Origin of the sequence: Teredinibacter haidensis, assembly GCF_014211975.1 — a bacterium.
Taxonomy (GTDB): Bacteria; Pseudomonadota; Gammaproteobacteria; order Pseudomonadales; family Cellvibrionaceae; genus Teredinibacter; species Teredinibacter haidensis.
On the sequence record NZ_CP060084.1, the window covers coordinates 1129498 to 1151428 of the forward strand.

At 48.0% G+C, this 21931-nt stretch carries 23 protein-coding genes; 13 read left to right on the plus strand and 10 right to left on the minus strand.

Annotated elements, in window-relative coordinates; translation table 11 throughout:
• The 5 genes from H5715_RS04590 (at position 1) to H5715_RS04610 (ending at position 6699) form a co-directional block, all read left to right on the plus strand.
• Positions 1-966, plus strand: a complete 966-nt coding sequence (locus tag H5715_RS04590) for a DUF58 domain-containing protein (RefSeq protein ID WP_075187993.1) — start codon at positions 1-3, stop codon at positions 964-966.
• A 4-nt stretch (positions 967-970) separates the two neighbouring features.
• Positions 971-3079, plus strand: coding sequence for a transglutaminase TgpA family protein (locus tag H5715_RS04595; RefSeq protein ID WP_075187992.1), 2109 nt, complete (start codon positions 971-973; stop codon positions 3077-3079).
• Positions 3080-3334: 255 nt separating this feature from the next.
• A complete protein-coding gene (locus H5715_RS04600) occupies positions 3335-4627 on the plus strand; it encodes an ammonium transporter (protein WP_075187990.1) in 1293 nt (430 codons plus the stop codon).
• A 75-nt stretch (positions 4628-4702) separates the two neighbouring features.
• A complete protein-coding gene (locus H5715_RS04605; protein ID WP_246434686.1) occupies positions 4703-5926 on the plus strand; it encodes an MFS transporter in 1224 nt (407 codons plus the stop codon).
• A gap of 158 nt (positions 5927-6084) precedes the next feature.
• Positions 6085-6699 carry an acetate uptake transporter gene (locus H5715_RS04610; protein WP_221892344.1) on the plus strand — a complete coding sequence of 205 codons (615 nt, stop codon included), beginning with the start codon at positions 6085-6087 and terminating at the stop codon, positions 6697-6699.
• A gap of 141 nt (positions 6700-6840) precedes the next feature.
• Here H5715_RS04610 and H5715_RS04615 read toward each other — a convergent pair whose 3' ends face one another.
• The 7 genes from H5715_RS04615 to H5715_RS04645 form a co-directional block, all read right to left on the minus strand.
• Positions 6841-7614: a TrmH family RNA methyltransferase gene (locus H5715_RS04615; RefSeq protein WP_075187988.1), complete on the minus strand. Its 774-nt coding sequence runs from the start codon at positions 7612-7614 to the stop codon at positions 6841-6843.
• A gap of 62 nt (positions 7615-7676) precedes the next feature.
• On the minus strand, positions 7677-8090 hold the full coding sequence (locus tag H5715_RS04620; RefSeq protein WP_075187987.1) for a CBS domain-containing protein: 414 nt from the start codon (positions 8088-8090) through the stop codon (positions 7677-7679).
• 111 nt (positions 8091-8201) lie between these two features.
• Positions 8202-8966 carry a pyridoxine 5'-phosphate synthase gene (locus H5715_RS04625; protein ID WP_139309936.1) on the minus strand — a complete coding sequence of 255 codons (765 nt, stop codon included), beginning with the start codon at positions 8964-8966 and terminating at the stop codon, positions 8202-8204.
• Positions 8963-9583 carry a peptidylprolyl isomerase gene (locus tag H5715_RS04630; RefSeq protein WP_075187985.1) on the minus strand — a complete coding sequence of 207 codons (621 nt, stop codon included), beginning with the start codon at positions 9581-9583 and terminating at the stop codon, positions 8963-8965. The genes H5715_RS04625 and H5715_RS04630 overlap by 4 nt, the downstream gene beginning before the upstream one ends.
• Before the next feature lie 15 nt (positions 9584-9598).
• Positions 9599-10312 (minus strand): TIGR04211 family SH3 domain-containing protein, encoded by a 714-nt coding sequence (locus H5715_RS04635; protein ID WP_075187984.1) that lies wholly within the window; start codon positions 10310-10312, stop codon positions 9599-9601.
• Between the two features lie 25 nt (positions 10313-10337).
• A complete protein-coding gene (locus H5715_RS04640; protein ID WP_075187983.1) occupies positions 10338-10637 on the minus strand; it encodes a YciI family protein in 300 nt (99 codons plus the stop codon).
• 4 nt (positions 10638-10641) lie between these two features.
• A complete protein-coding gene (locus H5715_RS04645) occupies positions 10642-11373 on the minus strand; it encodes a VC0807 family protein (protein ID WP_075187982.1) in 732 nt (243 codons plus the stop codon).
• A gap of 160 nt (positions 11374-11533) precedes the next feature.
• Between H5715_RS04645 and H5715_RS04650 the strand changes: the two genes are divergently transcribed.
• The 6 genes from H5715_RS04650 (at position 11534) to H5715_RS04675 (ending at position 16360) form a co-directional block, all read left to right on the plus strand.
• Positions 11534-12367, plus strand: a complete 834-nt coding sequence (locus H5715_RS04650; RefSeq protein ID WP_075187981.1) for a PHP domain-containing protein — start codon at positions 11534-11536, stop codon at positions 12365-12367.
• A 35-nt stretch (positions 12368-12402) separates the two neighbouring features.
• Positions 12403-13023 carry an L-threonylcarbamoyladenylate synthase gene (locus H5715_RS04655; RefSeq protein ID WP_075188131.1) on the plus strand — a complete coding sequence of 207 codons (621 nt, stop codon included), beginning with the start codon at positions 12403-12405 and terminating at the stop codon, positions 13021-13023.
• 140 nt (positions 13024-13163) lie between these two features.
• A complete protein-coding gene (locus H5715_RS04660; RefSeq protein ID WP_425507033.1) occupies positions 13164-14000 on the plus strand; it encodes a segregation and condensation protein A in 837 nt (278 codons plus the stop codon).
• A gap of 35 nt (positions 14001-14035) precedes the next feature.
• Positions 14036-15097 carry an SMC-Scp complex subunit ScpB gene (scpB, locus tag H5715_RS04665; RefSeq protein WP_083608254.1) on the plus strand — a complete coding sequence of 354 codons (1062 nt, stop codon included), beginning with the start codon at positions 14036-14038 and terminating at the stop codon, positions 15095-15097.
• The gene (rluB, locus tag H5715_RS04670) at positions 15090-15953 is read left to right on the plus strand and encodes a 23S rRNA pseudouridine(2605) synthase RluB (protein WP_075187979.1); all 864 of its coding nucleotides are present in this window, start codon (positions 15090-15092) and stop codon (positions 15951-15953) included. Before scpB ends, rluB begins: the two co-directional genes overlap by 8 nt.
• Positions 15950-16360, plus strand: a complete 411-nt coding sequence (locus H5715_RS04675; RefSeq protein WP_075187978.1) for a hypothetical protein — start codon at positions 15950-15952, stop codon at positions 16358-16360. Before rluB ends, H5715_RS04675 begins: the two co-directional genes overlap by 4 nt.
• A gap of 4 nt (positions 16361-16364) precedes the next feature.
• Here the strand turns inward: H5715_RS04675 and H5715_RS04680 are convergent, their stop codons facing one another.
• Entirely contained in the window at positions 16365-17300 is a 936-nt protein-coding gene (locus H5715_RS04680; protein ID WP_075187977.1) for a GGDEF domain-containing protein, read from the minus strand.
• Between the two features lie 309 nt (positions 17301-17609).
• Here H5715_RS04680 and H5715_RS04685 point away from each other — a divergent pair, with 309 nt between their 5' ends.
• Positions 17610-18146, plus strand: a complete 537-nt coding sequence (locus H5715_RS04685) for a flavodoxin (protein ID WP_075187976.1) — start codon at positions 17610-17612, stop codon at positions 18144-18146.
• Between the two features lie 295 nt (positions 18147-18441).
• Here the strand turns inward: H5715_RS04685 and cmoB are convergent, their stop codons facing one another.
• Both cmoB and cmoA read right to left on the minus strand, forming a co-directional pair.
• Positions 18442-19425, minus strand: a complete 984-nt coding sequence (cmoB, locus tag H5715_RS04690) for a tRNA 5-methoxyuridine(34)/uridine 5-oxyacetic acid(34) synthase CmoB (RefSeq protein ID WP_075187975.1) — start codon at positions 19423-19425, stop codon at positions 18442-18444.
• 14 nt (positions 19426-19439) lie between these two features.
• Complete coding sequence (gene cmoA, locus H5715_RS04695; protein WP_075187974.1) at positions 19440-20180, minus strand: carboxy-S-adenosyl-L-methionine synthase CmoA; 741 nt, start codon at positions 20178-20180, stop codon at positions 19440-19442.
• Between the two features lie 131 nt (positions 20181-20311).
• On the opposite strand from cmoA, the gene H5715_RS04700 reads away from it, so the two are divergent.
• Complete coding sequence (locus H5715_RS04700) at positions 20312-21928, plus strand: tetratricopeptide repeat-containing response regulator (RefSeq protein ID WP_246434688.1); 1617 nt, start codon at positions 20312-20314, stop codon at positions 21926-21928.
• The last annotated feature ends 3 nt before the right edge of the window (positions 21929-21931 follow it).

Genomic DNA, 21931 nt, shown 5'->3' on the forward strand with positions numbered 1-21931 from the left:
ATGAACAACCGTATGACGGAGGTTTTTAGAGAGCGCATTTTTATGTGGGTTGATCGTAAAAACCGTCCTTCTAACGGCCACCACCTTACCCGAAAAAACCTTTTTATTTTCCCTTCAGTAAGCGGTTTTTTCCTGGTAATGGTCATTGCGGTTTTATGGCTTCTGGGAACCAATTATCAAAACAACCTGATCCTCGCGCTGGCCTTCTTGCTTACCAGTATTTTTGTGGTGTGTATCCTCCATACTCACAGAAATCTATCGGACATTCGTATTGAATATGCGGGATCAACGCCTACCTTTGCTGGCGACGAGGTCGAATTTATTTTTGTGCTTAATACCCGGCTCAAAAAAACTGTCGAAAACTTGGAGGTTGGCTGGCAAGGTGGATATGATCGCGTGGTTAATATTGATATTGTTGGTGGTGATGCTTTAAAAGTGAAAATTCCTCAGCCCGCAACTCTCCGAGGTTGGCAATCACCTGGGCGGTTACTGATTCAGAGCTATTTTCCCTTGGGGATTTTACGTTGCTGGACATGGTTGAGCTGGGATGTTCGCGCGTTAATATATCCAGAGCCTGTGGCCTCTCCAATACCTGCCATGAGCCAGGTGGATGCTGACGGCGACGGCCTACACCCCATTCCCGGAGGCGAGGATTACAGTGGCGTTCGTCACTACCGAGCGGGAGATTCACTCAAGCATATAGCCTGGAAAGCGTACGCACAGGGAAAAGGATTATATTCCAAAGAGTTTAGCCAGAATACATCCAAGGAACTGTGGCTGGATTTTTATGAAGTGCCCGTCAGCGGGATAGAAGCAAAATTATCGGCACTGTGTTATTGGGCTTTGCAACTGAGCCAGAACGATGAAGATTTCGGCCTAAAAATACCCGGTAAAACGATTGCCCCAGGACGGGGAGAAAATCATCGCAGGCAGGTGTTGGAAGCTCTGGCGATGTGCGAGTCCTAGACATATGGAAAATAGCAAACGCCAGGAACGTCCCGTTGCATACAGTGGTGATACCGCGGGTACCTTTGCCAGTAATCATGTTAGTCGCAGCACTCTTACTTGGATTTTTATTGCTCAGGGCTTTGTGATCCTGCCGTTGTTCTTGTTTTTACCGCATTGGTTAGCTGTTATTTGGTTTTTATCGGTTATTGTGCGTGTCCAGGTTTTTCGCGGTGTGTGGCCATTTCCCGGTAATATTCTGAAGGTGTGTATCGGTTTCGCGGGCGTTGTCGGCCTGTATTGGAGTTATGGGGGGAGAGTTAGCGTTGAACCCATGATTGCCTTCCTGTTGTTGTCTTTTGTTTTAAAGCTGATTGAGGTCAGGAACAGAAAGGATGTATTGATTGTCCTCTATATCGGTTTTGTCGCGACTGCGGCGCAATTACTGTTATCCCAAAACTTTTGGATGAGTTTGTACAGTGTTTTGAGTTGTGGCATTTTACTTGCCGCATTGCAATCAGTTTTCCAGCACCGAAAAATAAGCATTACCCAACAGTTGTTTAACGGAAGTTCGCTGTTACTGCAAAGTCTTCCCGTAATGCTGATTTTATTTTTAATTATGCCTCGGCTGGGCCAACTTTGGGCGGTGCCTTCTTTATCTTCGGTGGCTAAAACCGGATTTAGCGATACGATGTCACCGGGCGATTTCAGTCGTTTGATTCAATCGAATGAAATCGTTTTTCGGGCAACATTTAGCAATGACAATATTCCTACGCCGCGGCAGCGATACTGGCGAGGATTAGTGTTGGACGAGTTTGATGGAGTTCGCTGGAAACGCTTTGGTTCGAGTTGGTCTTCGGTTTCAAGTGGCGCAGTGGAGTCGTCCAACCCTCATCCAAAGTGGCGTTTATCTGGCGTAGGGGAAAAAGGAAATAAAAGGCCTCTCGATCAAGCCCGTGAGTCTCAAGTGCTGTTTGAGTACGGCGTATTACTTGAGCCTCATTATTACCCCTGGCTGTTTTCCTTGATGGCCCCGTTGGAGGCCCATTCCGCCACTGCAACGACAGTGTTTAACGAGCAGGGGCTTTTGGTGAGCGGCTCACCCGTTACAGAAAGAAGCTACTACGATGTCGTTTCTCTACAGAATTACTTTTACGGGCCTTCAGAACGCTCCTCCAGAGAGTTGATCCGTTATACGGAGTTACCAACGACAAGTAACCCGCGCGCACGGCAGTTGGCCGAAAGCTGGCTTATTGAGGGGCTTAGTCCCCGGGAAATAGTGGCAAAAGCTCAGGATCTGTTTCGGTCAAGTTTTACTTATACCTTACAGCCACCCTTGCTGGGTTTTAACCCTGTGGATGATTTCCTATTTCATACACAACGGGGGTTTTGCGAACACTTTTCGTCCAGTTTTGTCTTTCTAATGCGCGCGGCGGGCATTCCAGCCCGCGTTGTTGTGGGTTACCAGGGGGGAGAATACAAAGAAGACGGGCGTTATATTGTGGTGCGGCAATCCGATGCCCATGCATGGTCTGAAGTGTGGCTCGAAGAGAGCGGCTGGACTCGTGTCGACCCCACTGCGGCAGTGTCCCCATTGCGTATTGAGCGTGCTCTGCACGAGGTTGTCGATAGTGGAGAGGCTTCGTTGGTGGGAGGGGCGCTTTTTCGAGTAGAGGCTTTAGCATGGCTGACTCTGGCGAAAAACAGGATGGAGGAGTTGGAGTATCTGTGGCAAACGCGAGTGCTTTCTTATAACGATGATGTGCAGAATGGCGTTTTTAAGCGCCTTTTGGGTGGATCAGACCCCTGGCGTTTGGCGGTGTTTTTTGTCGGTGGAGTAGGGGGCTTGTTACTACTGTATTTTCTCATTAACCAGTTTTCGTTTCCGCGAAAGTCACCCTCTGTCGAGCTGAGCTTGCTACTCAGAGTATTCAGGCAGTTGGAACGGCAAGGTTACCCTCGAGGGGTGGGGGAGACACCCCGTGCCTATGCCCGCCGGGTTGGGCACGCGCTACCTCAGTTGAAGATCCCCCTAGAGCAGGTCGTGCGTATCTATTACGAAATTACCTATAAAAATCGCACCGATTTAGCGCCCCAGTATCGATCACTGTGTAAAAATATGCACCGTCGTTGAGCGCTTAGCATATTCAGCGTGCCGGCCTTTTGTCCTGGAGCAACTCGAGTTGTCGTGAATGTTACAAAATGATGTTGCTGTGGTAAGGTTTGCGCCCTGTGGCAGTAGGCTAATTTGGTGCAAAACCGGATTTATTGTAATGACGACTACAATCACAATCATAGTACGAGACTATCAAAATCTTTATCAGGAATGGTTTGTGTGGCAGATACCAGATATCCCTTCCGAGAAAAAACTGACCTTTAGGAGCAATAGATGAAAGCTTGTCTTCGCGCACTCTGCATGTTTGGCCTAGTGCTGCCAGCAGTGGCTTCTGCCGATGATTTAAACGGTGCAAATACCGCTTGGATACTGACGTCCACAGCACTGGTATTGTTTATGACCCTTCCCGGGTTATCCCTGTTTTATGGTGGCCTGGTTCGCACCAAGAACGTACTCTCTATTTTAATGCAGTGTTTTGCGATCGCTTGTATGGCTTCTATCGTTTGGCTGGTTTTGGGTTATTCACTTGCGTTTGGCGAGGGCAACCTAGTTATTGGCGACCTGAGCAATGCCTTCTTTAAAGTGATGAGTAAAGACAGTTTAAGTGGCGATATTCCCGAGCCTCTGTTTGCCATGTTTCAAATGACTTTTGTTATTATTACGCCGGCTCTGATCGTGGGCGCCTTCGCAGAGCGAATGAAATTTTCTGCCGTTATGATCTTCAGCTTCTTCTGGATTTTGCTGGTATATGCGCCTGTTTGTCACTGGGTGTGGGGCGGTGGTTGGCTGGCCGAAAAAGGCCTGCTCGACTTTGCCGGTGGTACCGTTGTTCATATTACTGCCGGTGTTGCCGCATTAGTAGTTGCTCTGATGATAGGCAACCGCAAAGGCTTCCCCGATACGGCTATGCCGCCACATAATATGACCATGACGGTGACTGGTGCCGGCATGTTGTGGGTCGGCTGGTTCGGTTTTAATGCAGGTAGCGCCTTGGCGGCTAACGGCGATGCAGCGATGGCAATGTTGGTGACTCATATTTCTGCCGCAGCCGGCTCTCTTGCGTGGATGACGATGGAGTGGTCCAAGTTCGGTAAACCAAGCGTATTGGGTATTGTTACGGGTATGGTTGCGGGCTTAGGTACCATTACACCCGCTTCTGGTTTTGTTGGACCTATGGGCGCGCTGGTTATCGGTTTAACCGCTGGCGTGGTCTGTTTCTATGCTACTCAGCTGATCAAGCGCAAGCTGAAGATTGATGATTCTCTGGATGTTTTCCCCGTGCATGGTGTCGGCGGTATCCTGGGCACGCTGGCGGCAGGTATTTTCTGTTCGACAGAGTTGGGCGTGTTCTCCGGTTATGGCTTTGGCGGTGAAAACGAGACTATCGGCCAGCAGTTTGGTGTTCAAGTTCTAGGTGTTCTTGCTACGGCGGCTTATACTGCTTTTGTAACTTTTATTCTTGTTAAAATCACCGGGCTGCTGACTAGCGGCATACGTGTTGAGCATGATGAAGAAACCCAAGGGCTGGATCTGGTACTTCACGAAGAGACAGGTTATAAGTACTAAACACCGGGTTTACTCGTCCTCTAAAAAGAGCCACCTACACAGGTGGTTCTTTCGTTTTAAGATATGAACCATTCTATGACTCGTCCGATAAAACATTTTCTGGTTGCGCATGGAGCATCGGCGTTTGCCTTGGGTATACATCAAGTGTTACTCGCCTGGTTGGCTATAAGTCTGCTGCAGGTGGAGGCACATCAATTGGGGTGGGTGCAGGCCGCGGGTCTAATTCCTAACTTAGTTCTGATGTTGGTTAGTGGGTCTCTGGCTGATAAACGCAGCACTTACCGAATGATGCTGTTGGCCCAGCTTGGATTAACACTGTGTTACCTGTTCCTAGTGATAGTGCTTAGTTCCGGAGGTATTCATTACTATTGGCTGCTGCTTTATGCCGTGGGCGTGGGTTCAGCGAATGCTTTTATACAGCCTGCCAGGGAAAAACTTATCGGTGAGCTTAGTGACCAGTCGGTACAGGTAAAAATTACACGGGCCAGTATCGTACAGTTTTCTTTGCAAGCGGTGGGTATTGCCGTCGCAGGGCTATCGGATCAGATCGGGTTTACGCTTGTTATTTGTTTGCAGGTTGTGGTGAGTGTATTTGCAGTGTTGCAATTATGGGTTCTGACCAAGCAAATGGATGTAATGCAGGAGGAAGAGAACATTGTCCAGCCTGATTCGGGTTTGGTATCCAGTACTGGCTTAGGCCCACATATTCTGGAGGGAGTGAAAGTCGCGTTGGCAGATAGCCGTATTGCGCAGTTGATCGGCTTGGTCAGTTTTAATGGATTTATGCATATGGGGTTATATATCGTCGCAATTCCTCTCCTGGCTCGAGACGCCTACGGCTTTAATGCTTTGCAGTACGGGTTCTTACAGCTGTGTTTTGTGATGGGAATGTTGAGTGCTTACTTATTGTTGATGTTCAAGCCCCAAATCGAATTCCCGGCTCAAGGAGCGTTGTTTAGCCTTCTCTATGCCGCGATTGTAGGTTTCGCTTTATCCCGGCAGCCAACGGTGGCTGGGCTGTATATCCTGATTGTTTTTTGGGGCTGGATTGCTGGCCACTCCGCTACGCATTGTCGCATGCTTATGCAAATCTTGGCTGGCCCCAAGATGAAAGGGCGCATGATGTCGTTATACCAGTTAATGCTTTTTGGTATGGCTCCACTGGGCGCGTTAACGACGGGTTATTACACTTCGTTATTTTCACTAAGTACTATTTTTACAGTTCTAAGTGGTGCCAGTGTGGCGCTTTTTTTAGTCTTTATGTTTGCTCGCTCACTATGGGTTGTTCGTCAAATATAACTTACTGTTTTTTTGATCGAAATCCATTCTTTACAGGAGTCGGTGTTTATAGTGGTTCTCGGAGCCGATATCGCTGTACCTCCCGTCGTTACAGTCTTCTGTGATCCAGATGGCGTAATTAAAAATAATCTACTTAAAAAAAGAGAGAGAATACTTATATGAGCATGGTAAGCGAGCTGGTTGGTAATGAAATTGTTAAAATAAAGACCTCCGATAGTTCTGCGAATCCCGCACCACTGGGATTAATGGGGTTCGGTATGACAACGGTGCTACTGAATCTGCATAATGCCGGATTGTTTTCGCTGGGCTCGATGATTCTGGCAATGGGCATTTTTTACGGAGGCATTGCCCAGGTTATTGCTGGTATTATGGAGTGGAAAAAAGGTAATACCTTTGCGACAACGGCGTTCATTTCTTACGGTTTTTTCTGGATGGTTTTGGTTGGCTTAATTTTGTTGCCTAAGCTGGGGTTAGCGACAGCACCAGAGACTTCGGGTTTGGTTGCCTGGTTGGTTATGTGGGGGATTTTTACCGCGATTATGTTTGTTGGTACGTTGAAAATAAATCGCGCATTACAGTTTGTTTTCGCCTCCCTGGTCGTACTGTTCTTTCTGTTAGCTATTGGTGATTATACTGGCAGTACAGCCATTAAAACGTTCGCTGGTTATGAAGGCATTGTGTGCGGTGGCTCCGCTATCTATGCGGCCGCGGCGCAGATTATCAATGAGCTACATGGTCGAGTTTTGCTACCTTTAGGGGTTGTGAAGTCATAAGCCGTTTCTGACCTACAGACGAGGTTTTTGACCTAACCAAATACTTGTTGTCTATTAAAAGCTTCAATGGTTACCCAGTAAAATCTGGTATTGTTGATTTTACTGGGCTTTGATGAACTATCGATATTCTTTTATATCGGTTTAATCGATGTAGTGAAAGGCAATTATTCCTGCGGCAACGGCAACATTCAGTGATTCGACGTTATTGCGCATGGGGATTTTAACGGAGCGATTGCATTCGCTCGCACACGCTTCTGAAATACCTTCTGATTCGTTTCCCAAAATAAAAATATTGCGGCCGTGGCTATCTAAGCTGGCCAGAGTTTCCTCTGCATTACTGTCCAAGCCAATAATATTCGTTCCCAAATATTTGAACTCCTTTAAACATTGCGCCAGTGATTCACAGAGGAGTATTTGTGTTCGAAAGAGGGTGCCGGCGCTGGCTTTTATTACCAGAGAGTCCAGTTTTGCGCAGCCTGCTTTAGGTAAAATCAAGCCATCTAAAGGTGATGCGCAAACGGATCGAATGATCATGCCCAAGTTTTGGGGGTTGGTTACGTTATCGACTGCGAGAAAGCGTGATTTTTCTGGTATGCCTTGTTCAATATAGGTCTGATAATGGATAAAACCGTTCAGTTCCAAATCGATAGCGACGCCCTGGTCTTGTTTGCTGTTTTTGGATATCCGTGATAATGATTTTTTATCGTGATATAGAATTTCCGCATTGCGCTGTTTCGCTAAAGTAACAAGCTCGTCAATTATTTTTGCCGGTTTATTTGACTCGGCTAGATGCAAGCGAAAGACATTTACGCTTGCATCTGTCATCGCTTCTAGGCAGGGTTTTCGGCCGTATATAGTGAGTAGCTGGTCGAAAAATTGTTTGCGCTTTTTATATTCAGGGGAGTCGTTGAGCATTGTGTTTTATAAACCAAAAACCGCCTCGAAGGAGGCGGTAGAAATATTGTGTTTAATAGGATCTAGTGGTGAATATAACAGTCCTCGTTTGTTTCGACCAGAGCCTTGAGTATGTGTTTACGAGACAGCAGCCCAATCAGCTTGCCGCTCTTAACGACAGGGTAGTTTTTCGGTGGCGCTTTTGCCATCGCTTCGGCTACAGCTAATATGCTATCGTCGGGGTCCAACGTTTTGACCTCTGTACTCATGACTGCAGTCACCGCAGGGGATTCTTCGCAGTAAAAAGCATCGTTCAGCATTTCTTTGATACAGTCCTGTTCTGAAATAAAGCCAACCAGCAGCTTTTCTTCGTTTACAACAGGCGCTCCGGGTATGTTTTCTTTCATAAACAGGTGAATGGCATCTCTAACGGTGGCTTTATCACTAATGGCGTGTGGATTGCCATCCATATAATTTTCAACCAGAATTGAATGCATTATTTTTCTCCTGTCATTCCTGACATACAGATATTCCTTTAAGTTTAGCGGAAGACGCTGTCTTTTACCCCGGTTGGAGTAAAAATTTTCTATCGCTTGGTGAGTTGCGGTTTATACACACAGTTCACCGTAGCGTTTTACCGCTGTTTCAAAGCCCATAAGCAGGGCATCTACGGTGAGGGCGTGGCCGATGGAGACTTCCGCCAACCCTGGTAGTTGACTGTACAGCTGCATGTTCTCCAGGTTAAGGTCGTGCCCGGCATTGATACCCAGGCCAAGTTCCAAAGCCTCTTGTGCGGCGAGGGTGTGAAGTTCGAAGCTGTGTTGGCCGGTACCTTCATCGTAAGCCCTGGCAAAGGGGCCGGTATAAAGTTCGATGCGATCTGCTCCAATCTCCTTTGCCAGACGAATTTGCGTTGGAATGGGATCCATAAAAAGGCTGACGCGAATACCAGCATCTTTTAGCTGCTGGATCAGGGGTTCAAGCTGAGAGCCACTGTTGCTTAGATTAAACCCGTGGTCAGATGTTTTTTGGCTATCGCTATCCGGTACAAGGGTGCATTGGTCTGGTTGAGCTTCCAAACTCAGAGGAATTAGCCCTGGATAGCTTCCACGAGCGGGTGCCAGTGGGTTACCTTCTATATTGAACTCAACGGGGCGTACATTACTTGAATACTGTTTGACTAAAGCAGCCAGTACACGGGTATCTTCCGGTGTTATATGTCGCTTGTCCGGGCGTGGGTGGACGGTTAGTCCGCTGGCTCCTGCATTAAGGCTGAGCTTGCCAAATGCTTCTACGCTGGGAAAATTACCTTCGCGCGAGTTGCGAATCAGCGCGATTTTATTCAAGTTAATGCTCAAAGCAATGGACATCAGGACTTCTCTACAGCAACAGTTTTAGGCGCGGTAGGCGTTTGAGGTTGAACGCGGCCGGCCCTAAGGATACGTACTGGGTAGTTCGGTGCCTGTGGGTGAGAGCGGTAGAGGCCTTTCGGTTCCTTCTCGATTTTTTTTACTACGTCAAAACCTTCCACAACTTTTGCGAAAACAGCATAGCCTAGTTGCTCATCCTGTGGGTCTAGGTGCTCGTTGTGCTTTAAATTGATAAAAAATTGTGAGGTAGCGCTCTCCGGATCCGAGGTGCGGGCCATGGATAGTGTCGCTTGTAAATTGAGTAATTTGTTGTGCGATTCGTTGGCAATAGGGTCTTTAGTTTCTTTTCGGCTGAAATCAAAAGCGAGACCACCGCCTTGTACGACAAAATTGTCAATTACGCGATGAAATATCGTACCTTCATAAAAACCGGAATCTACGTATTGGAGGAAGTTGGCGACTGTGATTGGCGCCTTTTTCGGGTATAGCTCGATAACCATCTTACCTAAATCTGTTTCAAAGTAGATTCTGGGGTTGTCAGGGCTAGATGGGTCATCCTTGGCGTAGGCGCATATGGACGTTAAGCTTAATAAACTGAATAAAATAAGGGTTCGTAACATATTTTTATGCTCGTATTATCGCCACTCTGAATGGTTTCTTTTGGGTTTTAATAAAGGAAGCAGGTAGGCTAGGAAAATGCCCAATAATAAAATTCCTACGCCATACATCATGTAGGTAACTCGATTGTCGTTAACCAGCTTTTCATTTTCAGCTTTTAATACGTTGTTCTCTGTCTGGATCAACTGATGCTTTTGTAATAGCTCGTTGTAACGCTTGTCGAGGTCAATTGCGCCAGCAGAAAGCGTTTTTATTTTTTCTAGTTCAGACGCTAAGCCCTGGCTCTTTTCCGTGGATGACGATGCTGTACTGGAGAGTTCGTTATTGGCTTGCTGAAGCTGTTTGTTTTCGCTTACCACTTGCTGTTGTTTTTTATCCAGCGCCGCTAACCGGCTGAGTGCTCGATTAAGTTTTATACGAGAAGGTTCTTCTTCCATAAGGTATTGGTTGCGTATCCAGCCCTCTATCCCGCTTTCTGTTCGAACCTTCGTCCATTCGCCACTATCACCATCTTCAATAAATATCAGCTTGGTCGCGCTTTTTAATCCTTTGTTAATAATCCGGTATTGACTGCCCTGGCCGCTGCGTAAAGGCACGAATAAAACGTCGGATATATAGCGAAATTCATCCTGTTCCTGAGCAACGGTCTGCGGTGAGTGCAAACTCATCAGAATAGAAAATAGGAGGCCAATACAACTCAGGGTTACGGCTGTTGGTGTAGGTATATTCATGGTGTAACTCGAAAGTACTTGAGCCTCAAGGGAGGACTTTTTTGAAAGGTTTAACTTTAACTGCGGCGTAAACACCCGCGTCAATATAGGGGTCGGCGTTTGCCCAGCTTTCGGCTTCGGCCAGTGAATCGAACTCAGCAATTACTAAGCTGCCGGTAAAACCAGCTTCACCCGGTTCGTTGCTGTCAATCGCGGGGTGAGGCCCCGCGAGCATTAAACGCCCCTGATCACGTAAAAGTTGCAGGCGCTCAAGATGAGCTGGCCTAGCAGCTAGGCGTTTGGGCAAAGAGTTTTCAACATCCTCACTGATAATGGCGTACAACATAAACTCAGGTTTCCTGTTTATCGGATGACTTTTTATGTTCATCCGGATCAATAAAAATGTCTTCCAGGCTTAATCCTGTCAATTTGGTTATCTGACGAAAAAGGTAGTAGAGCGCAAGTACTAGCACTAACATTGCCGGAATTGTGATCACCGGTAAGCTCAAGGCGGTCATTTTACCTAACTCTGCATTAAATGCTTCTGTTCCGGGTGGGCTTACTAAGACCCATTTTGCCAGGGCATAGTTCAGTACGGAAGATAAACCAAATGATGCAGCGATCATAAATGAGGCATTGGTCAAGCTGTTTTCAAAGACCTTTTCATTGCCTTTGCTCTCCAATGCTTCGTGTACGCGAGCTGTTTGCATCACTTTGTCGTTAAAGAGAAAGGTTTTCACCAGAGGGTAGCGTGTTTTTAACGAAATCAGCGTTGCTATACCAAATAAGGCGGGAATAGTGGCCTCTTTAATGGCGATATACTTAGGGTCCAGTTCCAGCAGGGTAATGCCACCGGTTAGGAGAATACTGATGACCCCCAGCGTTGAAAAAAAGTTTACTTTCTTAATACGGAAAAAATCAATGACGCCGTAGGTAATTGGGAAGGCCAGGGCGACGATCAGACCTAGCTTGGCTCCAAGGTGATCCGGGCCGCTGAACTTCATTAAAATCACGGTTGGGATAACAATATTCAGCAGTAGGTTGATAAACGGGTTTTCTTTTTTTTGGCTTACATCAGTCATAAAACGACACATTCTGCTAGGGCAGCTCCATTGCCGGTGTTTGCTGTATGCGCTGCATCCTAACAGGAAGCTGCGATTTTGGCTAAGTGGGCGCTAATTAGTTTAAACTCTATCCCTTTGTTGTTGAAATATTCGTCAAAAGGTGAGGGCTCTCAAAAATATGGCGCAAGTATACGATCTTCATTGCCATAGCGACCAGTCGGATGGCGCTTTATCTCCGGAGGACTTGGTCTCTCGTGCCAAAGAGCGGCAGGTTACCGCGCTCGCTCTAACGGATCACGACACCATCGCGGGTATCGAGCGGGCCAGAAACTGTGCCCGTAGAGAGGGGATTGACCTTATTGCAGGCATAGAGTTCTCCAGTCAGTGGAGCGGGCGAGGCATTCACGTTGTTGGGCTGAATATCGATACTGGGAATATGGTCTTGCTCAAGGCCCTTGAGAAGCAGGCCAGAGTGCGGGAAGAGCGGGCGGTAAACATTGGCGAGCGCCTAGCAAAATGCGGTATTCAGGATGCGTATGAAGGCGCCAAGGCCTATGCTGGTGATGCAGCGGTGGGTCGTCCTCACTTTGCTCAATATTTGGTTGATACGGGAGCAGTAACGAGTTTTAAGCAGGCGTTTAAACGTTATTTGGGTGCAGGGAAAACGGGAGATGTTAAAAGTGGTTGGCCGGAAGTTGCCGAGGTTGTTGAGTGGATTCTTGCCGCTGATGGGGTAGCTGTTCTTGCTCACCCGGCCAAATATAATATGACCCGTACAAAGCTGTGTTATCTGACCGAGGCCTTTGCTGAGGCCGGTGGGCAGGCAATTGAGGTGGTTAGTGGTAAACAACCCGTGGGTTTGGCAGAAAATCTTGCTAAAATCGCCCTTCAATACCAGCTTGCGGCGTCCTGTGGCAGTGATTTTCATGTGCCGGGACAGCCATGGCAGGAACTGGGATGCGCATCCCGCCTGCCTGCAGATGTTCAGCCGGTGTGGGAGTTGTTCTCGTAGGAATAGTAATGGATCAAAAACAAGAAGGGGCTCAAATGGCGCAGTTTTTCAGTATTCATCCCGAAAACCCTCAATCCCGCTTAATTCTGCAGGCTGTAGATATTTTGAAACGGGGCGGGTTAATTGTTTACCCCACCGATTCGGCTTATGCACTGGGTTGTCATATTGGTGATAAGTTTGCTCTAGACCGTATTCGCGCGCTCCGGCAGTTGGACAAGCACCACAACTTTACCTTGATGTGTCGCGATTTGTCAGAATTGGCGAATTACGCCCGCGTTGATAATGCGGCCTATCGTTTGATTAGAAGTCATACGCCTGGCCCGTATACCTTTATTCTAAACGCCACCTCGGAAGTTCCACGAAGGTTGCAGCACCCTAAACGTAAAACCTTGGGGATGCGAGTACCTGATAATGCGATTGCGTTGGCTCTGATGGAGGAGCTTGGGGAGCCCTTGATGAGCAGCTCGCTCATTTTACCGGGTGACGCTGTACCACTCACCGATCCCTACGATATTCGCGATACGCTGGAGCATCAGCTGGAGCTGGTGATCGATGGCGGCTTCTGTGGTCTGGAGGCGACCAGTGTTATCGATTTAACGGGCGAAGAGCCCAGTATCATCCGTACGGGTTGCGGAGATGTCAGCAGTTTCCTGTAGCTCTGCTGCTTCCTTTGCCGCTTGAGTGATAGCGGCAAAGGCTCATCTGCAGCTATAATGCGCGGTTCATTTTATCTAGTCAGTTGTGAAGGTGTGTCTTGTCGGGAATAGAAGCAAACGTTAATCAAGCATCGGAAGCGTTGGAAGTAGCGCCCGCAGACGTTGCAGCGCCGGCTGCGGAGCATCATCCCGAGCAGGGCGAAATGCCTTTTGCGATGGTGCAGGGCAAAGCCTATACACAACTCCCTAAAGACCTTTACATTCCACCCGATGCACTGGAAGTGTTTTTGGAGGCATTTGAAGGGCCTCTAGATCTGCTGCTTTACCTGATTCGCCGACAAAACCTCGATATTCTTGAGATCGACGTATCTGAAATTACCCACCAATATGTTTCCTATGTGGAAATGATGGAATCTATACAGTTTGAGCTGGCTGCAGAGTATCTTGTAATGGCTGCCATGCTGGCTGAAATTAAGTCGCGTATGTTATTGCCTCGCTCGGCATCCCTGGATGAAGAGGAAGAAGATGACCCTCGTGCGGCACTTATTCGTCGCCTGCAGGAGTACGAGCGATTCAAACAGGCAGCGGAAGATATTGATGAACTGCCGCGCATGCATCGTGAAATCCATATTGCCAAAGCCGAGGAGCCAGACAGGCACGTAACACGCCCGGATCCAGACGTCGATTTGAAAGAAATTCTGCTGGCCCTGTCTGAAGTACTCCGCCGCGCCGATATGTTTGAGAGTCACTATATCGAAAAAGAAAAGCTTTCTACCCGCGAACGTATGGGGCAGGTTCTGGATAAGCTTGCGGGGCAGCAATTTGTACCCTTTGTTAGTTTGTTTAGTGTGAAAGAAGGGCGCTTGGGAGTGGTGGTGACCTTTCTTGCGGTTATGGAACTTATTAAGGAATCATTGGTGGAAATTGTACAAACCGAAGCCTTTGCTCCAATACATGTAAAAGCCCGCGCACAGTAGCGGTAAACCTATTGACTTTTTAGCACAGAAAATTCATGAGTTACGAAAAAAAACAATTACAAACAATCATTGAAGGGGCAATTCTTGCTGCAGGCGAGCCGCTGACGCTTGACCGCATGTTAACGATGTTTGAAGAGCATGAAGCGCCCAGTAAAGAAGATCTGAACGAGGTACTAGAAGAATTAAAACGGAGCTGTGATGACCGGGGATTCGTCCTTACTGAAGTCGCCAGTGGTTTTCGCTTTCAGGTGCGTGAGGATCTAGCCGAATGGGTTAACCGCCTGTGGGACGAAAAACCGCAGAAGTATTCACGCGCAATGCTCGAAACGCTGGCGCTGATTGCTTATCGTCAGCCCATCACTCGCGGCGACATCGAAGAGGTCCGCGGTGTTGCAGTGAGTAGCCATATTGTTAAAACGCTGGTTGAGCGTGATTGGGTAAAAGTTGTAGGGCATCGAGACGTCCCTGGTAGACCCGCGCTTTACGCAACGACCCGTCAATTTCTGGATTACTTCAACTTGAAAAGCTTGGAGGAGTTGCCAACCCTGGGTGAACTTCGGGATATTGATAGCCTAAATGAAGCCTTGGAGTTTGATTCCTTGCCACCGGAAGTGCAGGAGAGTATCACCGCTGCGGCTGCGGTTGCAGAAGCTGAATCGGCGGTAGCGCAGGATCAAAATGAAACCGCGGATCCGGTAGAGGGGGAAGAATCCCTGGAGGTGGAAAGTGAGACTCAGCAAGTGGCTGAGGATGAAGAAATTGACGAGATTGCGGAGGACGTTGGAAGCGTTCAAGGTGACGGCGACTCTGCAGAAGAGCCGGAACCTAGAGAAACTGAGCAAGTTCAGAGTCTGGGGGCATCTGATCAAGAGCCCGCTGGCGAACCACAAGACGACACGCTAGACGATGTGCAGGGTGATTCCCATCAAGAGCGCCCAGAAGAGCAGGAACAAGAACAGCAAGTAGCATTAGATAAAGATCCCTACGAATCCCTATTTGGAGATTCGTCGGAAGCTGACAGTAACGAGCAAAATTCCGATCAACCAAAGCCAAAGAGCGAAAACATCGAGGCAGACAAAGACCAATTTCATGACTGATCAACCACAAGCACCCGAAGGTGAAAAATTACAGAAGGTTCTCGCACGCGCTGGTATGGGCTCACGGCGGGAAATGGAAAGGTCGATCAGTAGCGGAAAGGTTACGGTTAACGGTCATCCGGCAAAGCTTGGCGACCGGGTAACTGAATCCGATCGTATTGACTACGACGGCAAACGTATTTCCTCTGCGTTTCAGGCCAAAAAGCGTGTGCGCGTTATTCTCTACAATAAGCCGGAAGGGCAGATATGCTCCCGCTCCGACCCCGAAGGTCGACCGACGGTTTACGATAATTTGCCACGAGTTGCCAACAGCCGATGGATATCGGTTGGGCGTTTGGATTTTAATACCAGTGGCTTGCTGCTCTTTACGGATGATGGTGAATTAGCCAACAAGCTTATGCACCCTTCATCGGGAATTGACCGTGAATATCTGGTGCGGGTTCAGGGCGAAGTCGAGAAGGACATGTTGCAACGGATGCGGGATGGCGTGCTACTGGAAGACGGTATTGCCCGTTTTACCGATATAAAAGAGGGTGGTAACGAAGGTAGTAATCTGTGGTTCTATTGTGTGGTGATGGAAGGGCGCAACCGTGAGGTAAGGCGCTTGTGGGAATCCCAGGGCGTGAGAGTAAGCAGGCTTAAGCGTGTACGCTACGGTAATATATTTGTTCCATCCCACGTTCGTTCCGGTCAGTGGTTAGAGCTGAATGAAAAAGAAGTGGCGGACCTGTGTGTAACCGCAGGCCTGGATGCGCCACCGAAACCCAAGTATTCTCCTGAGCTGAGAAAATCACGTGAGCGACACCAAAGGCGCTTGCGCAAGGCGCATACCTCGAGAACCAAGACTCGACGATGATCCGTACGGTTCTATTTCTTGTCGGGTTTTTGTTTGCCAGTAGCTGCCTAAGCGCAACACTTAAACCCTTTACCAGCGATGGCTGTAGCTCATTTCCCGATGGCACACTGAAACAAAAGAAGTTGTGGCTGCACTGCTGTAAAACACACGATCTAGCGTATTGGCGCGGCGGCAGTTACACAGAGAGAAAGCAGGCCGATGAGCAGCTACAGCAATGCGTTGTGACCGCCGGTGAAAAGGAAATTGCCATTCTAATGTTGGCTGGTGTTCGTGTTGGAGGCTCTCCTTTTTGGCCAACACGGTATCGTTGGGGTTACGGTTGGAGCTACCCCCGTTTCTATGGCGAGTTAACGGAAGACGAGCTGGCGATGGTCGGAGCATTACTGCAAAGCGTATCCGGTCAATAGCCGACTATCCTGCCTCTACCCGATTACGGCCTAGCGCCTTGGCTCGGTACAGAGCTTGGTCGGCCCGATTGAACAATGTTTCAGTGTGGTCGCATTCTTTTAGTTTGCTTATGCCAATACTCGCAGTAACAAGTACATCACTGTTGTCCACACGGGTAGGCGACATGGCGACCTTTAAGCGAATGCGCTCGGCGATCAGGTGCGCATCCTTATGACAGGTGTTGCTCAGCACTACAACAAACTCCTCGCCGCCGTAGCGGAATACCTGATCGGTTTCCCTTAGCCCAGCCTGAATGCTCGTGGCTGCGTGCTTGAGAATACGGTCTCCGTTCTGGTGGCCGTAGCAGTCGTTCACGTTTTTGAAATGATCTATATCGATAACCAATAGTGATAGATGTTGTTTGTGTCGTTGGGCGAGTTTTAGCTCGCGATCAAAATTAGCGTCGAAGGCTGCACGATTGCCGATACCGGTAAGGCTGTCGCGCAGAGAATTCTCTAATGCCTGCTGGTAGAGAAGGGCGTTGCGTAGGGGGTAAAAAAGTACGCCTACCATCATTTCTAGTGCGGCCAATTCGGCTTCCAAGAATGGTTTGGCACGGCTGAAGACAATTTGCCCGAGCTTTAAATCGGCAGAGCTAACCTTGTAGCTGGCTTTGTGTGGGCATATGTTACCCAGCTCCAGGTTGGAAACGTCTTCAGGGCAGCGGTAGTGAAGCCCGTTGACGCTAACCGCTTCTTGAATGTTATTGAAAAACAAATCCAGAGTGGTATGTAGATCCAGAGAGCTTTGTAGGTTGTGTGCCAACTTAAATTGCAGGTCACGCAGATCATTTTCTGCGGGGAAGCCATGTACCCTGTGGTCGGGCCACGATTCCGTATCCGTTCTTCTGGATGCGGCGGTGCCGCTGCGACGTTGCTTAGTGGAGGCCAGAGTTACCATAGTGTGTCCTGTTCAATCCAGGTTAAATCTTTGATTGGTTAAAGGCTGCACAGCGATTTTTGTGCCAGTTTTTTAATGATCAAAAATATCCAATAAAAACAGATGGATAGCGGTGTTCTGCGGCAGGGTTTAATTCTTGCGACGGATTATTGTCGCTCTACCGGCAGAGCTTGTTCCACTGGGGGATAAGTTTTGCCGGTTTCTTGGCTGTCACTGATTGCGGGCATTTCGATAAGTTGCGAAAATGTGCGCCCTTTAGGGAAGGGCGCAGTTCCTCTTCCAGAATTCCGTAGCTAAATGAGGTTTAGAGTGGCAGATATAGGTCTGTTTTTCGGCAGTGATGAAGGTAACACCGAAGGCGTTGCCTTCCGTATCGAGCAGTGCTTGGGTGAAGAGAATGTCGACGTTCTGGACATCGGTGAAGCTACGCAACTGGATTTTGCAGCGTACGATAAGTTGATTATGGGTATTCCCACCTGGGATTTCGGGCAACTGCAGTCTGACTGGGACGATTTTTGGAACGACCTTATCGAGATAGATTTTACCGGCAAAACCGTTGCGTTGTTTGGTTTGGGAGATCAATTTGGTTATGGGGATTTCTTTTTGGATGCGATGGGTATGCTCCACGAAGTTATCGTAAAGCGTGGTGCAACGATTGTTGGGCATTGGCCAATAGAAGGCTACGAGTTCGATGCATCTAAAGCTAAAGTCGAGGGAGAAGACGCTTTTGTGGGGCTCGCGTTAGATGAAGATCAGCAGCCGGAGTTAACCAACCCAAGGATCGAAAAGTGGTGCCAGAAAATTGTGGATGAATTCAATTTGGATATCACCATTAAGCGCTTGTAGTTATTTTTCAGTTGTTTCATACCGTAAAAAAAGGCAGCCCTCAAGAGGCTGCCTTTTTTCTATTTTACCCATCGGCAGCTCTTCAATACTTTCCCTTCATGATTGAAGCATTCTTCTTTTAGCTACCCGCCATAAATAACAAGTTAGGTCTGGCCTGTAAAAACGTACAAGTACTCGGGTTTAGTCACTGAGCATAGAGACATATAACGACGCGACAGAGGCAAAAACAGGTAAGAAAAATGAATCATGAAGATACAGATTACGCTTGAGGGGGTATTTGTATCGGTCCATTTGGCTACTTTCTTTTGTTGGCGACAATAACTGCGCGAACGGGACCTGGGTGGCCTTCAATGGTTTTGTCTGGCGCTGTTGGGTCGAGAAAGTCCTCCAGTGATTGAAATTGCATCCAGTCTGTTGTGCGCTGCTCTTTTGTGTCGGTTGTACATTGGTTTATGCAGCGGGCGTTTACAAAGCCGCATTTTTTAAGCCATGAAAGAAGTGTGGGTACACTAGGTAAAAACCAGACATTATTCATTTTTCCGTAGCGGCCCTCGGGAACCAACGCGTCACCGATTCCGCCGTCAATGACCAAGGTTTCCAATACCAGTTCACCACCAGGCTTAAGGGTATCTCGAAGCTCGAGTAAATGATCCATTGGCGATCGGCGGTGGTAAAGCACGCCCATGGAAAAGGTGGTATCGAAGTATTCCATTTTGGGTGGCAGGGCTTCGATACCAACGGGCAGTAGATCGACGGAGCAGTTTTCCAGAAAATGCTTGACCATATAAAACTGAACGATAAATCGTGGTGAAGGATCGATACCGATGACCTGGGAGGCACCTTCCCCATACATACGCCAGCAGTGATAACCGTTACCACACCCTACATCCAATACATTGCGGTCCTTAAGGGGGGCAATATGCCGCTGCAGTCTTTGCCATTTCCAGTCAGATCGCCACTCGGTGTCTATGTGTAGTCCAAATAACTCAAATGGGCCTTTGCGCCAGGGGATTAGGCTGCGAAGGGCGCTTTCGAGCTGCTGGTACTGCTCGGTACTAAGCTCTTCTCGTTTGCCGATGGTTACTTTGTCGCCAAAGTAGGTATAAGTGCTTTTTACTTTTGGTAGTGAATTCAGAGCGTGATACCAGCTGGGAAGGTCGCCGTAGCGTTGCTCCGAAAGGCCTGAGGTGATTTGTGCTGGCAGCGTTTCCGCCCATTCACACAACGCTGAATTTTTCAGTTGCGTTAGCAGGGGGCTGTAATCAATGGGTGTAGACAATCCGAGTGGCCTCGCTATGGCTTGAATGCCAAAAGGGATGAAAAATTAAAGCACTGGAACCAGAGTTCTGTTCCTCGAAACCCTGCATTCGCTAGGCGTTGCTTGTGGCATTCGAGTGATTCTGGTATCAGCACATTTTCTAGCGCCGAGCGTTTTTGAGCAATTTCCAGCCCGCTGTAGCCGTTGGTCTTTTTAAAGTAGTAATGAAGCTCATTCATCAACTTATCGTGGTGGGCATCGTTAAACGTTAGCTTTTCGGAGAGAATAAACACCCCGCCAGGGCGCATACCGTCGTAGATGTGCCGAATCAAGCTGTCGCGAACGTCGGGCTGTATAAATTGCAGGGTGAAGTTCATGACGACCACGGAAGCATTGTCGATAGGGCTTTGTAGTAGATCCTCACACCGGAGTTCAACAGGTACATCGTGGCTGTCTGCATCAAGGATTATTTTGCAACGCTTGATCATATCCGGAGAGTTATCTATCGAGATGATTTTAACGTCAGCTGCCTGGACTCTGTGGCGCATTGCCAGTGTAGAGGCTCCCAGCGAGCAGCCCAGGTCATAGCAGTTGCTACCGGCCTGAGCATAACGTTCAGCTAATTGGCCAACCATATGAATAATGGTGGTATAGCCGGGCACCGAGCGCTTGATCATATCGGGGAATACATCCACAACCTTTTGGTCAAAGGTGAATTGCCCGAATTCAGCATCTGCGGCGGCAAAGAGAGTATCGCGTTGTTGGTCGTCGGTCATGGGTTAAGTGTCGGTATGGGTATTGGCCGGCTATTCTAACGGCAAGCGAGGTGTGGCTCAATTTTCGTTATGTCCTACACTTAGGTGATAAAAGTTGTTCGATACAAACTATTGGGGGATATGGGCAAGCAGTGAGTCGTCAGATCAACTATTCAAACCTGACCTTTTTAGTTGCAGATGATTTCAGCAGCTTTCGCAATACCGTTAATGCCATGCTTACAAACCTGGGAGTAAGTCAGGTGGAGATGGCAACGAATGGGCACGAGGTTATCCAGTGGTGTAAGAACCATACCTTCGACGTAATCCTATGTGATTACAACTTAGGCGCTGGGCGAACCGGTCAGCATGTATTGGAAGAGCTGCGCTATAAAAAGCTGATTACCAGGAAAACAGTTTTTATTATTGTTTCGGCTGAATCTAGTCGAAATATCGTTATGTGCTCCTATGACTGCGAGCCAGACGATTATTTAATGAAGCCCATTACCGCGAAAATGCTCGAGCAGCGAATGGATCGCCTGCTAAGACAGCGTGATGTTATGTCCGAGGCCTACAAGGCCCTAGATGCCTGCGATTACATTACAGCCACAGATATATTGATTGACTTATCGCTTGCGGAAGATCGTTACTCAACTCATGCGCAAAAAATACTGGGCGCCCTTTTTACTGAGCAGGGCGAGTTCGATAAGGCTGAGCGCCTGTATACCCGAGCACTTGAGATTCGACAATTGGATTGGGCTAGGTTGGGGTTGGCGAAGGTGAAGCAGGCCAGAGGTGAGCTGGAGTTGGCGGGCACCTGGCTGGAGACCATCGTTAGTGATAGCCCGCTCTATTTGCCAGCATACGATGTGTTAGCAGAAAACTGGGGCCAAAAAGGTGAGAAGTTACATGTTCAATACACCGTTCAGCGAGCGGTTGATATATCGCCCATGTCCATATTGCGTCAAAAATTATTATCGGATGTGGCGGCAGAGAATAACGACCTAGTAACGGCCCTTGCCGCACAGAGAAAAGCCGTAAAACTAGGGCAGTTGTCATGCCACGGTAAAGCGGAAGATCATTTCATCTTCGCCCGGATTGCATCTCTTGCTGCTGAGCGGGATATGGATGTTGATCCCAATACCAGTAACGAAGCCCTGGCGATACTGGACGCAGCAAAAGAAAAATATGAACTAACAGAGGGTCAGTTGGCGCAACGTAATTTGCTGGCAGGACGTATTCATGCACAGCAAAACAGACCGGATATTGCAGAGCAATTTTTTAACGCCGCGCAACAAACTATGGATATGGATGAGTTGGGTATTGATGTGGAGATCGATATGTTATTAGCGATGCAATCAATGGGCTTAGACGAAAAAGCAGAGCAATACTTAAGCGATCTACAGCATAAATATAAGGACGATCAGCAAGCACTTGAAAAACTGGATGCATTCTTGAATGAGCCTGCGAGTGCTTCAAATCGGGAATTTGTTGCAGCGATCAATAAAGAGGGCATTGAGCTTTATAGCGACGGGCGATTTGATGAGGCACTCGCATGCTTTGAAAAAGCGCGAAAGCTTTTCCCCAGGCATGTGGGCATTCAGCTGAATATTGTTCAGTCATTAATAGGTAAATTAAAATGTGGACAAACGGATAGTGTTATAAGCCGTGACTGTCAGTCTTCTTTGGAATTGGTTGCAACACTGATTGAGGACGGGCACCCGCAATTTGAGAGGTATAAGCGTTTGCGCCTAATGGCGAGTGCGTACTGATTT

Coding starts and splice junctions, on each gene's coding strand:
- H5715_RS04590 (WP_075187993.1), top strand. CDS start 1: ATGAACAACCGTATGACGGAGGTTTTTAGAGAGCGCATTTTTATGTGG.
- H5715_RS04595 (WP_075187992.1), top strand. CDS start 971: ATGGAAAATAGCAAACGCCAGGAACGTCCCGTTGCATACAGTGGTGAT.
- H5715_RS04600 (WP_075187990.1), top strand. CDS start 3,335: ATGAAAGCTTGTCTTCGCGCACTCTGCATGTTTGGCCTAGTGCTGCCA.
- H5715_RS04605 (WP_246434686.1), top strand. CDS start 4,703: ATGACTCGTCCGATAAAACATTTTCTGGTTGCGCATGGAGCATCGGCG.
- H5715_RS04610 (WP_221892344.1), top strand. CDS start 6,085: ATGAGCATGGTAAGCGAGCTGGTTGGTAATGAAATTGTTAAAATAAAG.
- H5715_RS04615 (WP_075187988.1), bottom strand. CDS start 7,614: ATGCTCAACGACTCCCCTGAATATAAAAAGCGCAAACAATTTTTCGAC.
- H5715_RS04620 (WP_075187987.1), bottom strand. CDS start 8,090: ATGCATTCAATTCTGGTTGAAAATTATATGGATGGCAATCCACACGCC.
- H5715_RS04630 (WP_075187985.1), bottom strand. CDS start 9,583: ATGTTACGAACCCTTATTTTATTCAGTTTATTAAGCTTAACGTCCATA.
- H5715_RS04635 (WP_075187984.1), bottom strand. CDS start 10,312: ATGAATATACCTACACCAACAGCCGTAACCCTGAGTTGTATTGGCCTC.
- H5715_RS04640 (WP_075187983.1), bottom strand. CDS start 10,637: ATGTTGTACGCCATTATCAGTGAGGATGTTGAAAACTCTTTGCCCAAA.
- H5715_RS04645 (WP_075187982.1), bottom strand. CDS start 11,373: ATGACTGATGTAAGCCAAAAAAAAGAAAACCCGTTTATCAACCTACTG.
- H5715_RS04650 (WP_075187981.1), top strand. CDS start 11,534: ATGGCGCAAGTATACGATCTTCATTGCCATAGCGACCAGTCGGATGGC.
- H5715_RS04655 (WP_075188131.1), top strand. CDS start 12,403: ATGGCGCAGTTTTTCAGTATTCATCCCGAAAACCCTCAATCCCGCTTA.
- scpB (WP_083608254.1), top strand. CDS start 14,036: ATGAGTTACGAAAAAAAACAATTACAAACAATCATTGAAGGGGCAATT.
- rluB (WP_075187979.1), top strand. CDS start 15,090: ATGACTGATCAACCACAAGCACCCGAAGGTGAAAAATTACAGAAGGTT.
- H5715_RS04675 (WP_075187978.1), top strand. CDS start 15,950: ATGATCCGTACGGTTCTATTTCTTGTCGGGTTTTTGTTTGCCAGTAGC.
- H5715_RS04680 (WP_075187977.1), bottom strand. CDS start 17,300: ATGGTAACTCTGGCCTCCACTAAGCAACGTCGCAGCGGCACCGCCGCA.
- cmoA (WP_075187974.1), bottom strand. CDS start 20,180: ATGACCGACGACCAACAACGCGATACTCTCTTTGCCGCCGCAGATGCT.